General features: G+C 74.6%; 14 protein-coding genes. 7 read left to right on the top strand and 7 right to left on the bottom strand.

Annotation, left to right across the window (positions count from 1 at the left end; all coding sequences use genetic code 11):
* The first annotated feature begins 175 nt into the window (after positions 1-175).
* Positions 176-1,642 carry a hypothetical protein gene (locus GEV43_RS19450; RefSeq protein WP_160821913.1) on the top strand — a complete coding sequence of 489 codons (1,467 nt, stop codon included), beginning with the start codon at positions 176-178 and terminating at the stop codon, positions 1,640-1,642.
* A 127-nt stretch (positions 1,643-1,769) separates the two neighbouring features.
* Complete coding sequence (locus tag GEV43_RS19445) at positions 1,770-2,117, top strand: protealysin inhibitor emfourin (protein WP_206681216.1); 348 nt, start codon at positions 1,770-1,772, stop codon at positions 2,115-2,117.
* A gap of 55 nt (positions 2,118-2,172) precedes the next feature.
* On the opposite strand, the gene GEV43_RS19440 is transcribed toward GEV43_RS19445, so the two are convergent.
* The 3 genes from GEV43_RS19440 to dhaK are packed head-to-tail and all read right to left on the bottom strand — an operon-like array spanning position 2,173 to position 4,263.
* A complete protein-coding gene (locus tag GEV43_RS19440) occupies positions 2,173-2,610 on the bottom strand; it encodes a PTS-dependent dihydroxyacetone kinase phosphotransferase subunit DhaM (protein WP_160821911.1) in 438 nt (145 codons plus the stop codon).
* Between the two features lie 19 nt (positions 2,611-2,629).
* A complete protein-coding gene (dhaL, locus tag GEV43_RS19435) occupies positions 2,630-3,271 on the bottom strand; it encodes a dihydroxyacetone kinase subunit DhaL (RefSeq protein WP_309239719.1) in 642 nt (213 codons plus the stop codon).
* Complete coding sequence (gene dhaK / locus GEV43_RS19430; protein WP_160821910.1) at positions 3,268-4,263, bottom strand: dihydroxyacetone kinase subunit DhaK; 996 nt, start codon at positions 4,261-4,263, stop codon at positions 3,268-3,270. The genes dhaL and dhaK overlap by 4 nt, the downstream gene beginning before the upstream one ends.
* 200 nt (positions 4,264-4,463) lie before the next feature.
* On the opposite strand from dhaK, the gene GEV43_RS19425 reads away from it, so the two are divergent.
* Positions 4,464-5,183, top strand: a complete 720-nt coding sequence (locus GEV43_RS19425; protein ID WP_160824634.1) for a PIG-L deacetylase family protein — start codon at positions 4,464-4,466, stop codon at positions 5,181-5,183.
* A 26-nt stretch (positions 5,184-5,209) separates the two neighbouring features.
* On the opposite strand, the gene GEV43_RS19420 is transcribed toward GEV43_RS19425, so the two are convergent.
* On the bottom strand, positions 5,210-5,686 hold the full coding sequence (locus tag GEV43_RS19420) for a DUF3237 family protein (RefSeq protein ID WP_160821909.1): 477 nt from the start codon (positions 5,684-5,686) through the stop codon (positions 5,210-5,212).
* 75 nt (positions 5,687-5,761) lie between these two features.
* On the opposite strand from GEV43_RS19420, the gene GEV43_RS19415 reads away from it, so the two are divergent.
* Both GEV43_RS19415 and GEV43_RS19410 read left to right on the top strand, forming a co-directional pair.
* Positions 5,762-6,334: a TetR/AcrR family transcriptional regulator gene (locus tag GEV43_RS19415; RefSeq protein WP_175250092.1), complete on the top strand. Its 573-nt coding sequence runs from the start codon at positions 5,762-5,764 to the stop codon at positions 6,332-6,334.
* A 108-nt stretch (positions 6,335-6,442) separates the two neighbouring features.
* Entirely contained in the window at positions 6,443-7,387 is a 945-nt protein-coding gene (locus GEV43_RS19410; protein WP_309239718.1) for a nucleoside hydrolase, read from the top strand.
* 4 nt (positions 7,388-7,391) lie between these two features.
* Here GEV43_RS19410 and GEV43_RS19405 read toward each other — a convergent pair whose 3' ends face one another.
* Positions 7,392-7,928: an AAA family ATPase gene (locus GEV43_RS19405; RefSeq protein WP_206681215.1), complete on the bottom strand. Its 537-nt coding sequence runs from the start codon at positions 7,926-7,928 to the stop codon at positions 7,392-7,394.
* A gap of 77 nt (positions 7,929-8,005) precedes the next feature.
* Here GEV43_RS19405 and GEV43_RS19400 point away from each other — a divergent pair, with 77 nt between their 5' ends.
* Complete coding sequence (locus tag GEV43_RS19400) at positions 8,006-8,932, top strand: TIGR03564 family F420-dependent LLM class oxidoreductase (protein ID WP_160821907.1); 927 nt, start codon at positions 8,006-8,008, stop codon at positions 8,930-8,932.
* A gap of 160 nt (positions 8,933-9,092) precedes the next feature.
* Entirely contained in the window at positions 9,093-10,274 is a 1,182-nt protein-coding gene (locus tag GEV43_RS19395; protein ID WP_160821906.1) for an FAD-dependent monooxygenase, read from the top strand.
* Between the two features lie 44 nt (positions 10,275-10,318).
* Here GEV43_RS19395 and GEV43_RS19390 read toward each other — a convergent pair whose 3' ends face one another.
* Positions 10,319-10,969 carry a response regulator transcription factor gene (locus GEV43_RS19390; protein WP_160821905.1) on the bottom strand — a complete coding sequence of 217 codons (651 nt, stop codon included), beginning with the start codon at positions 10,967-10,969 and terminating at the stop codon, positions 10,319-10,321.
* Positions 10,966-12,153, bottom strand: coding sequence for an ATP-binding protein (locus tag GEV43_RS19385; protein ID WP_175250091.1), 1,188 nt, complete (start codon positions 12,151-12,153; stop codon positions 10,966-10,968). Before GEV43_RS19385 ends, GEV43_RS19390 begins: the two co-directional genes overlap by 4 nt.
* Positions 12,154-12,276 lie beyond the last annotated feature (123 nt).

Below are 12,276 nucleotides of genomic sequence, written 5' to 3'. Positions count from 1 at the left end.
ACCTCGCTTGACGCACCCCGCCGTCCGGCGGACCGTAGGCCGGACAGGACGGCGCCGACGGCCCCTGATCACCTCTCACCTGGACGTGCTCCCCGCTCAGGGGACCGTCGTGTCCGCCCGCGGCAGCGGTGGGCCAGCAGGGGCCCACGCCCGGTGACGGAAGGTGGCATCGACGATGATCCACCAGCAAGCCCCAACCCAGCAGGCGGGCGAGCGGACGCTCGCGGGCCTGGAGGTCCCCGAGGCGCAGCTCGGCCGGCTGCCCGCGGCGCTGCGCGTCGAGGGCGCCGCGCCCTCCGCGCCGGACAGGCGCGAGGTGCCGGTCCCGGTGCCCGTGGTGAACGGCCACCGGTTCCTCGTCTACAAGCAGGACCCGTCGGTCACCTCGCTCGGGGTGCGCGTCGTGTTCGTCCCGACGGTCGTGCTGAACGGCCCGAAGGACACCCGCATCCAGACCGAGCTGGCGGACGTGGCCCCGGTCGCCCGCAACGCCGGAGGCGACTTCATCTTCACGCCGAACACCCCGCAGTTCGACTGCGCGCACACGTTCGCCGTCGCGCGCCTCACCCTGTCCATGTACGAGCGGCACAACGGGGGCGACCCGATCCCGTTCGCGTGGAACGTCGGCGGCAACACCGACCGCATCACCGTGCACCCGCACGCCGGAGTGGGCGCCAACGCGTTCTACAGCCGTACGGCCAAGGTGCTGAAGTTCCTGTTCTTCGTCCCGCAGGGGCAACCGGCGGACGGCAAGGTCTTCACGTGCCGTTCGCTCGACATCGTCGCGCACGAGATGGGCCACGCGATCCTCGACGGGCTGAAGCCCGGCTGGCTCTCCGCGGACAACCCGCCGCAGACCGGCGGGCTGCACGAGGCGTTCGGCGACCTCACGGCCATCTTCGTCGCGCTCGGCCAGCCCGACCAGGCGGAGGCGCTCGTCGCGCTCACCAAGGCCAACCTGCACGACCGGTCGTTCCTGCCCGCGCTCGCCGAGGAGTTCGGCCGGGCGCTCGGGCTGCCGACGGGCCTGCGCGACGCCGACAACGACCTCAAGCTGAGCGAGGTCGGCAACGAGGTGCACGCGATCTCGCAGGTGTTCACCGGCGCGCTGTACGACATCCTCGCCGACGTCTACGCGTTCGAGCTGGACCGGCAGCGCCGCACCAAGGACCCGACGGCCGTCCTGATCGAGGTCGCGAACGGGCTGTGCAAGCTGCTGTTCGACGCGATCGTCGCGTCCCCGGCCACCGGCGCCGCGTACGCCGACGTGGCCAACCAGATGCTCCAGCTCTCGGCGAGCCGGGGCGACCCGGCCGTGTACCGGACGTTCATCCGCAACCGGTTCGCGGTCCGCGAGGTCACCACGGCGGCGACCCCACTGGCGGACCTGATGAGCGGACGGATGAGGATGACCGACGCCGACTACACCGGCGACGGCCGGGACGCGACCGAGGTCGAGCCGTACGACGAGACCTCGGCGAGCCTGCGGGCCGAGCAGGACCGTTCGCGGTGCTGCGGCACCATGCAGATGCCGGAATACCGGGCCATCGGCGCCGACAGGCTCGCGCAGCGCGGCCCGCTGGACGACGACGACATCCTGCGCGACGATCTGGAGGAGCTGCGGCGGGCGTTCAGCAAGTAGCCCGCCGGACGACGCCCGAGGCCCGGCCGCCGCCCCGCGAGGACCGGCGGCGACCGGGCGGACGTCGGGCGGCGGGCGGTGGCCGCGGCCGGGTCGGGCGGTGGGCGGCGGAAGGCGGCGGGGTGCGATGCGGGTGAAGATCGAGAGCACGGGCGGGTTCGCCGGGCGCGAGGTGATGGTCGCCCTGTACGACACCGCCGACCTGCCCGCCGAGCAGGCCGAACGGGTCCGGGCGGCGGTGGAGGAGCTGGCGTCCGCCCGCGAGCCCGAAGAGGTCGGCGCGGACCTGCCCGCCTACCGCATCACGATCGACGCCGACGAATCCGGCGGGACCGACCGGACCGGCGGGACCGACGAATCCGGCGGGACCGATGAGGCCGGCGTTTCGGCGCCGCGCGTCTTCGAGGTGAGGGGCGACCCGACCGGGCCCCCGCTGACGTCCTCTCTCGCCACCCTCCTCCAAGGCCCCGGCTGACCCGGCCGCGAAGCCGCGCCCGCCCGCACGGCGCGGACGGGCGCCGGTCGCGGGCTCACGTCTTGCGGTGGTCGCGGGCCGATTCGGCGGCGGCCCGCACCGCGTCCAGGTCGGCGCCGGTCGCGGCCATGGACGCGGCGGCGATCGCGCCCTCGACCAGCGGGGCGTCCGCCAGAACGAGCCGTACGCCCCGGCCCGCCGCGCTTGCCGCGCCTGCCGCGCCTGCCGGGCCGTCGGCGTCTTCCTCCGCGTCCTCGATGGCGAGCTTCGCCGTCAGGACGGAGCTGCCGAGGTCGGCGAGCAGGACGACGCCGTCGCCGTCGTCGGCGGCGGCGATGGCGCGTTCGACCAGTTCGGGGCTCGTGCCGAGGCCGCCGCCGGTGTCGCCTCCGGCGGGTTCGACGACGGCCTTGCCGACGCCCATGGCCTGCGCGACCTCGGCGGTCCCGGCCGCCAGGGCGGCGCTGTGCGAGACGAGAACGATCCCCACCATGTTCGACTCCCCCTTCCGGTCAGCGGGACGACGCGACGTCGGCCAGGGCGCGCAGCAGCAGCGCCGTCGAGGCGGCCCCGGGGTCCATGTGGCCGACGCTGCGTTCGCCCAGGTAGCTGGCGCGGCCCTTGCGCGCCCGCATGGCGACGGTGGCCTCGGCCCCCTCGGACGCGGCGTCCGCGGCGGCCCGGACGGCGGACGGCAGGTCGGCGGCGGCGAGGGCGGCGGCGGCCGCCGGGCCGAGGGCGTCCACCATGGTCTTGTCGCCCGGCTCGGCCTGGCCGAGCTCGCGGACGCCGTCCAGCGCGGCCTGGAGTCCCGCGCCCAGGGCGGCCGCGTCGATCTCGGCGGCGTCGCCGAACGCCTTGCCCGCGCGGCGCAGGGCCGTTCCGTAGAGGGGGCCCGACGCGCCGCCGGTCTTGGACACGATCGCGCGCCCGGCGGCGATCAGCACCTTGCCCGGGGCGGCGTCGCCGGACGGCAGGGCGGCGACCGCCGCGGCGAACCCGCGGTCGAGGTTGAGGCCGTGGTCGCCGTCGCCGATCGCGGCGTCCAGTCGGGTCAGGTGCTCGGCGTCGGCGGCGACCAGTTCGGCCGCGCGGCGGATCCAGGCGGCGACGTCCGCGGCGGACAGGGCGGACGGGGCGTCCCCGGCGCTCACCGGCCCCACCTCAGGGCGGGCGTCTCGACCGGGGCGTCCCAGAGGCGGGTCAGCTCGGGCGTGAGGCGGCAGACCGAGACCATGCACCCGGCCATCTCCAGGCTCGTCACGAACGGCCCGACGAGGGGCCGCGCGACCGTCGCGCCGTGCCCGTCCAGCCACTCGGCCGCCGCCGCGTACGCGACGTACTGCTCGATGAGCGGCGTGCCGCCCATGCCGTTCACCAGGACGAGCAGCTCGGAGCCCGCGAGCGGCATGTCGGCGTCGATCGCGGTGAGCGCGGCGTCCACGATCTCCGCCGCGGTCGCGATCTTCACGCGCTCGCGGCCCGGCTCGCCGTGGATGCCGATGCCGAGCTCCATCTCGTCGTCGCCGAGCTGGAACGTCGGGGCCCCCGCGGCGGGCACGGTGACGGGCGACAGTGCCACGCCGAACGAGCGGCTGCGCTCGTTGACCTCCCGGGCGACGGCGGCGACGGCGTCCAGCGGGGCGCCCTCCTCGGCCAGCGCGCCCGCGATCTTCTCGACGAACAGGGTCGCGCCGGTGCCGCGCCGCCCGGCGGTGAACGTGCTGTCCTCCACCGCGACGTCGTCGTCCACCACGACGGAGACGGCCTCGATGTCCTCGTCCTCGGCCAGCTCGGCGGCCATCCGGAAGTTGAGGACGTCGCCGGTGTAGTTCTTCACGACGTACAGCACGCCCGCGCCCCCGCTGACGGCCATGGTCGCGGCGATGACCTGGTCGGGCACGGGGGAGGTGAAGACCTCGCCGGGGCAGGCCCCGTCCAGCATCCCGTACCCGACGAACCCCGCGTGCAGCGGCTCGTGGCCGGACCCGCCGCCCGACACCAGGGCGACCTTCCCGCGCCGCGGCGCGTCCGCCCGCACGACGGTCCCGGCGCCGGGGTCGACGCGCAGCGACGGGTGGGCCGCGGCGAGCCCGCGCAGCGCGTCGGAGACGACGTCCGCGGGGGCGTTGATGAGTTTGCGCATGTCTCTGCTGTACCCCGGTCCGGCCCCGAGTCCCAGCCCCGATCGAAGATCGCCGAGAACGCCGGGGCGGGCGCGGGCGCGGACCCGGCGGGAGTCGAGCGGGAGTCGAGCGGGGCTCGACCGGGCCTCGACCAGGGGGCGAGGGCGGGAAGGGCGTGAGCGGGCGGTCGGCGCATATGGTTGAAAGCGTGACCAACGTTATGGACGACAGTGACGTGCGGCGGATCCTGGCCGTGATGGCGCATCCCGACGACGTCGACTTCGGCGCCGCCGGAACGGTGGCGGGCTGGACGGACCGCGGGATCGAGGTGGTGTACCTCATGGTCACCGACGGCGACGCGGGCGGGTTCGACGACGGGATCACCCGCGCCGAGATGGCCGCGCTGCGCCGGGACGAGCAGCGCGCCGCCGCCAAGTGCGTGGGCGTGAGCGACGTCCGGTTCCTCGGCTATCCGGACGGGCGGGTGGAGGCGACCCTCGGCCTGCGCCGCGACATCGCCCGGGTGATCCGGCAGGTCCGGCCCGACCGGGTGCTGATGCCGAGCCCGGAGCGCGACTACCAGCGCATCTACCCGAGCCACCCGGACCACCGCGCGGTCGGCGCCGCGGCGCTCGACGCCGTCTACCCCGACGCCCGCAACCCGTACGCCTTCCCCGAGCTGCTCTCCGAGGAGGGCCTGGAGGCGTGGACGGCGCGCGAGGTGTGGATCAGCGGCGGACCGGCCGCCGACCACCACGTGGACATCACCGACCGGTTCGACCGCAAGGTGAGCGCGCTGCGGGCGCACGCCAGCCAGACCGGCCACATGGGCGACGGCCTGCCGGAGATGCTGCGCGGCTGGCTGTCGGCGAACGCGGCGTCCGCCGGGCTCCCGGAGGGACGGCTCGCCGAGTCGTTCCAGGTGGTCGACACCGCCTGAGCCGTCCCCGTCCACGGGTCCGGCGGCTAGACCAGCTCGTAGTACTCGTCGTGGTACGTGGCGTCGGGGGTCCCGTAGCCGACGGTCCTGGACCGGTAGACCGCCTGGAGGGCGTTGAGCCAGCGGAGCCGTTCGGCCCCGGTCTCGAAGAGGCACGACCCGAAGGCGAGCGCGCCGGTGCCGTGCGCGGTGTCCATGCGGCCGGTCCCGTGGAGGTAGACGACCTCCCCGTCCTCGGTGGCGACCTGGCCGCGCCAGTCCATCGTCCCGACGCCGTCGGGCGCGACGGCCATCCAGTCCGCCGCCGCGCCGGTGAGGCGGGCGGTGAGCCCGCGGCCCCGGAGGAACCCGTCCGTGATGCCGACGATCACCCGGGCGCCGGACGGGGTCCCGGGCAGCGCCAGCGGCGGCGCGATCCGCCAGACGCCGCGGAACAGGGGCTTGAGCCCGGCCGGCTCCGGCGTGCCCGGCAGCTCGCCGGCGATGTCCTCGATGGTCAGCATGGCGCGTCCCTCCGCAGTTACCTTGGCCCATCAATGTAACCGCTCGCCTTGAGAAGTCAAGGTAAGGTCGGCGGTATGACACCACGCGTGCGCCGGGATCCCGAGGAGGCCAGGCGGCTCATCCTGGAGGCGGCCGAGCGGCTGCTCGCCACCGGCGGGGTCGCCGCGGTGCAGGTCCGCGCCGTCGCCGCCCGGGTCGGGGTCACCGACGCCGCGGTCAACCACCACTTCGGCAACCGCGACCGGCTCCTCCAGGCGCTGCTCAGGCACGGCGGGGTCCGCCTCAAGCAGCGGCTGGAGAAGGTCGGCGGCGACGACGTCGAGCAGATCGTGGGATCGCTCGCCGCGGTGTACGCCGACGGCTACGCCGAGCTGGCCCTCGCGCTGCACCGGTCCGGGTGGCGCGACTCCGGCAGCGGGATGCTGGCGCCCGTCGTCGACGCGCTCTGCGAACGGGCCCGGGCCGAGGGCCGCGCGCGGCCCGACCGGCGGCGCGTCCAGCTCGCGGTCGCCGCGCTGCATCAGGGCGTCGCGCTCGACCCCGTGGTGGGCGCCGAGTTCCGGCGCAGCGCCGGCCTCACGGACGCCACGTCCGCCGAAACGCTCGCCTGGTGGACGCAGGCCATGATCCGGATGCTCGACTCCTAGGGCGCTCCCGGGCCGGGGCCGCGGATAGGATCACCGCCCGTCCGCACGTTGGGACGGCGGCCGTCCAGGCGCCCTCCCACGTCCCTTCCGGCTCCCAGGACGGCGCCTGTGCACAAGATCCTCTTCGACTGCGACACCGGCATCGACGACGCGATGACCCTGCTCTACCTGGCGGCCCTCGTCCGCGAGGGCGACGCGGAGCTCGCGGGCGTCGGCACGGTGCACGGCAACATCGACCCGATGACCGGCGCGCTCAACACCCTGCGCGTGCTGGAGCTGACCGGCGTACGGGACGTCCCGGTGGCGGTCGGCGCGGCCCGTCCGATGGCGCAGGCCGTCCACTACGCGCTGGACTGGCACGGGACGGACGGCCTCGGCGACACGCACCTGCCCGAACCCGCCGGGCGCCCCGTCGCCGAGACCGCGCCCGCGCAGCTCGTACGGCTCGCGCGCGAACACCCCGGCGAGCTGACGGTCCTCGCGACCGGCCCGCTGACCAACCTCGGGGCGGCGCTGCTGCTGGACGCCGAGCTGCCGTCGCTGGTCCGCGAGGTGGTGGTGATGGGCGGCGCGTTCGGCCACCCGGGCAACATCACCACGCACGCCGAGGCGAACATCTGGCACGACCCCGAGGCCGCAGACCTGGTGTTCGCCGCCGGATGGCCGGTCGTGCTGGTGCCGCTCGACGCGACGCACCCGACGGCCGTCCACGAGGACTGGCTGATCCGGCTCTCCGAGCACGACTCGGACGCGGCGCGCTTCGCGAGCGGCATCCTCCAGTTCTACGCCGACGCCTACACCGCGACGCTGGGGCGGCGCGGCGCCGTCATCCACGACGCGCTCGCCGCGATGCTGGCCGTCGACCCGGACCTCGGCGAGTACGTCGAACGAGCCGTCCGCGTGGAGCTGCGGGGCGAGCTGACCCGGGACACCACGATCTGGGACGCCCGTTCCCTGCCCGCCGAGGACCACCGTTCCCCGATCAAGGTGGCGGTGGGCAGCGACGTCGCCGCGTTCCAGGAACGGCTCCTCCGCGCCGTCCTCTCCCTGTGAGGCGTCAGGCAGGCGGGCCCTCGTAGGGGACGCGGCGGGCGAGGATCTCGTCCACGGTCTCCTCGACGGTCTGCTCCGAGGTGTCCAGCCAGAGGCCGATGCGGGGCGTGGTCGCGCGGAGGACGCCGTCGAGGTCGGCCACGCTGAACGTCCCGTACGCGCTCTTCGCCCGCGACGCCTCGCGCGCGGCGACCGCGTCGGGGCGCGGGGCGAGGACGACGACGTAGAGCGGACGGGTGCGCACGCGCGCGGCCGTCCACGTGAGCAGGTCGCCGAGGATCACGTCCTGGAGGACGGCGGTGAAACCCGCCTCGGCGTAGGTGTCGGCGGCGTCCGCCGCGAGCCGGTGCCGCAGCCGGAGCTGTCCCAGTGCCTCGGCGGACGGCTCGGCGTCCATCTCCTCGCGGCCCGACACGACGAACCGGCGGAACGCGTCGCCGCGCACGTGCGCCGACTTCGGGAACCGTTCGGCGAGCGCCTGCGCGACCGTGGACTTGCCCGCGGCCTGCACGCCGGTGATGAGGAAGACCGCGGAAGACATAGGGACCATGATGGCCCGCTCCGGCCGCCAACCTCTCCGATGGGAATAGTCGGGAATCAGCCGGGGTTGCCGCCGCCATGAGCATCGGAGTAGCGCTGTACACGCCGCCGTCCGGGAACTCCGTGGACGCGATCGTCGCCGACGCGCGGGAGGCCGCGGAGGCGGGCCTGCGGTCGGCCTGGCTCGGGCAGCGGACCGACTACGACGCGATCGCCCTCGCCGGGATCGTCGGCCGCGAGGTCCCCGGGCTCGCCGTCGGGACGTCCGCGGTGCCGATCTTCCCGAGGCATCCGCTGCTGGTCTCGGGGCAGGCGCAGACCGCGCAGGCGGCGACGGGCGGCCGGTTCCACCTCGGGCTCGCGCTCGGCGCGAAGGCGTTCGTCGAGCCGGTCTTCGGCGTGCCGTACGAGCGGCCGATCACCCGCATGGCCGAGTTCCTCACCGCGCTGCGGGGACTGCTGGCGGGCGGGCCGGGCGACTTCCAGGGCGAGACGCTGACCGTCGCGCCCGCGATGCCGACCGTCCTGCCGGGCGGGACCGAGCCGCCGGTGCCGCTGCTGGTGGCCGCGATGGCCCCGCGGGCGCTGCGGGTGGCCGGCGAGCTCGCCGACGGCACGCTGCCGCTGCTCGCGGGCCCGCGCACGCTCGGCGAGCACATCGTCCCGGCGATCACCGCCGCCGCCGAACGCGCCGGGCGTCCCGCGCCGCGCGTCGTCGCGTTCGTCGTCGGGGGCACGGCCTCCGACGTGGACGCCGCGCGGGAGGCCGCCGCGCGGCGGACCTCGTTCTACGACCGCATCCCCTCCTACCAGCGGGTCATCGCGCTGGAGGGCGCGGAACGGGCCGCCGACCTGGTCGTCCTCGGGGACGAGCGGAAGGTGGCGGACGCCGTGCGGAGCTACCGCGACGCGGGCGCGACCGAGATCGTGTTCACCCACTCCGACCTCGCCGGTCCGGCCGACCGGGCCCGTACCTGGAAGCTGCTCGGCGGCCTCGCGGGCTGACGCGCGCCGCCGGGCGGGTCGGCGCGACGCGGCGCGCGCGTCAGCGCGCTGACGGTGGCGCACGGCCTCTGTGAGCGTCCCGTCAGCGTTCCGTCAGCGCCTTCACCGACCCTTCGGAAGCAGGGACGCGGAAAGCACGACGACGAGAAGGCGGCGGAACATGAACGTACTCATCTCCGGGGCCAGTGTGGCGGGCCCGGCACTGGCGTACTGGCTGAGGCGGCACGGGTACGGGGTGACGGTCGTCGAGCGGGCGCCGGGCCTGCGCCCCGGCGGCCAGGCGATCGACGTGCGCGGCCCGGCACTGGCCGTGGCCGAGCGCATGGGGGTGCTGGAGGCGATCCGGCGCGACGGCACGAACCTGCGCGGCGTGTCGATGGTGGACCCGAACGGCGAGGAGCTGTTCCGCTCGACCGACTACACCGCGAGCGGCGGCGCGGTGGAGAGCCCCGACGTGGAGATCCTGCGCGACGACCTCGTCTCGATCATCGTCGGGGCGGGCGGCGACGGCGTCGAGTACCTGTTCGGCGACTCGATCGCGGCGCTGGAGCAGGACGAGCACGAGGTGCGGGTGCGGTTCGACGGCGGTACGTCCCGCACGTTCGACCTGGTCGTCGCCGCGGACGGGCTGCACTCCTCCACCCGCGCGCTGGTGTTCGGCCCCGAGCGCGAGCACCTGCGCCCGCTCGGCACGGGCCTGATCGCGGTCTGGACGGCGCCGAACTTCCTCGGCCTGGACCGCTGGCAGACGATGTACCAGGTCGAGGGCGAGCCGATGGGCGGCATGGCGATGAGCGTGCGCGGCAACGCCGAGCTGCGCGTCTACTTCGGGTTCGACGACGAGGAGGCGGCCGCCTCGTTCGACCCGCGCGACGCTGAGACGCACAAGCGGCTGATCGCGCGGCGGTTCGGGAAGGCGGCGCCGCCGGTCGACCGGTTCCTGGAGTACATGTGGGACGCGCCCGACTTCCACTGCGACACGATGGCGCAGATCCACATGGACACGTGGTCGGACGGCCGCGTCGCCCTGCTCGGCGACGCCGGGTACTGCGGCTCGCCCGCCTCCGGCCAGGGCACCAGCGTGGCGATGCTCGGCGCGTACGTGCTCGCCGGCGAGCTGAAGGCGGCGGACGGCGACCACCGCAAGGCGTTCGCCGCGTACGAGGAGGAGCTGCGCGGCTACGTCGCCGCCAACCAGCAGCTCGCGATCACCAACGCCGAGCGGATGCAGGCCGTGCACGCCTCCGCGATGGGGGAGGCGAGCGAGGAGCAGGAGCGGGCCGCGGCCGCCCTCGAAGAGGACTACAAGATGATCAATTCGTTCGTCCCCAAGGAGTACTAGGACAGGACGGCCGCGCCCGGGGCGGACGCCCGGGCGCGGGGCCGCTAGACGAGGCGGCGGGCGGCGGCCCAGCGGGACAGCTCGTGCCGGTTGGAGAGTTGAAGCTTGCGCAGGACGGAGCTCACATGGGTCTCAACGGTCTTGACCGAGATGAACAGCTCCTTCGCGATCTCCTTGTAGGCGTAGCCGCGCGCGATCAGGCGCAGCACGTCGCGCTCCCGCTGGGTGATCTGGTCCAGCTCCGGGTCCACCGCGGGCACGTCGCTCGCCGCGAACGCGTCGAGCACGAACCCCGCGAGCCGCGGCGAGAACACCGCGTCGCCGCCCGCGACCCGTTCGATGGCGTCGGTCAGCTCGGGGCCCGAGATGGTCTTGGTGACGTAGCCGCGGGCGCCGCCGCGCACGACCCCGATGACGTCCTCGGCGGCGTCCGACACCGACAGGGCGAGGAAGCGGGACGGCACGGCGCCGTGCAGCCGCCGCAGCACCTCGATGCCGCCCCCGCCCGGCAAGTGCACGTCCAGCAGCACCACGTCGGGCCGGACGGCCTTGATCACCGTCACCGCCTCGTCCACGTCGCCCGCCTCGCCGACGATCTCGACGGCGCCGCCGAGCTCGGCCTTCACGCCGGTGCGGAACATCTGGTGGTCGTCCACCAGCACGACCCTCTTCAACGGCTCGCTCACGTCGCTCACGACTTCCCGATCTCCAAACGCACTTCGGTGCCCTCGCCCGGGGCGGTACGGACCGTGGCCTTGCCCCCGTTGCGCTCCATACGTCCGATGATGGACCCCCGGACGCCCATCCTGTCCCCGGGGACCTGCTCCAGGTCGAACCCCTTGCCCCGGTCCCGGACGAAGATCTCGACGGTGTCGCCCTCGACCTCGGCGTACACCGACACCGACGGGGCCCCGGCGTACTTCGCCGCGTTCACCATGGCCTCGCGCGCCGCCTGGAGCGCCGAGCCGAGCCGCTCGTCCAGCTCGGTGTCCCCCACGCACACCACCTCGATCGGAACGCCGTGATCGTCCTCCACCTCGCCCGCGATCCGCTTGATCGCCGGCGCGAACGTCTGGTCCGGGTCGGCGCGCGGCTGGTACAGCCAGGTGCGCAGCGTGCGCTCCTGCGAGCGGGCGAGGCGCTGCACCTCGCGCGGGTCGGCCGCGTTGCGCTGGATCAGCGTCAGCGTGTGCAGCACCGAGTCGTGCACGTGGGCCGCCAGCTCCGCGCGCTCCTGCGAGCGGATCCGCTCGTGCCGCTCGGCCTCCAGGTCCTGCCAGAGCCGCACCAGCCACGGCGTGACGATCACCGCCACCCCGGTCAGGATGATCAGCATCGCGATGACGACCTCGCGGGCCTGCCCGGCGTCGACGTTGCGCACCACGAAGCCGCCGATGCCGCCGACCACCAGCAGCAGGCCGAGCAGGCTGCGCAGCCACCGCTGCCGCAGCGGCACCACCCAGCGCTGCCGCTGGTCGCGGTCGGCCTGCTGCCACAGGATCGCCGCGCCGACGCCGCCGACGACGAACGGCCACAGCCACACCTGCGCGACCCGCGTCCCCCACGGCAGGGCGGCGAGCCCGCACGTCACCGCGATGTACGCGGCGAGCTGGGCCCAGTCGCGCGCGGCCCAGCGGGACCGGGCGGGGGCGGCGCCGGCCGGCTGCCTCGGCGTGAGCACCCAGAACGCGATGTAGACGGCGAAGCCGATCCCGCTCGCGACCGTGAGCAGCACGAACGCGGCGCGCACGAACAGCACCTGGATGCCCAGGTTGTCCGCCAGCCCGCGGCACACGCCCGCGACCAGCCGCCCGTCGCGGCGGCGCTCCAGCCGCGGCGCGGACGGCACCGCCTCGTTCACCGTCGCCGCTCCCGCCATCAGTGGTCTCCCCAACATCAACGTCCCACGTCAACGATCGTCACATGCCCGGCCGCCGCGCGCATCAGGGCACGGCCCCGACCGGGCGCGCCGTTCCTCAGGGTCGGCTCAGGGGTTCCCCCG

This window comes from Actinomadura sp. J1-007 (genome assembly GCF_009793335.1).
In the GTDB taxonomy this organism is placed as follows: domain Bacteria; phylum Actinomycetota; class Actinomycetes; order Streptosporangiales; family Streptosporangiaceae; genus Spirillospora; species Spirillospora yumaensis.
Note: the sequence above shows the minus strand (reverse complement) of the source record. Positions and strands in the feature narration are given on the sequence as shown.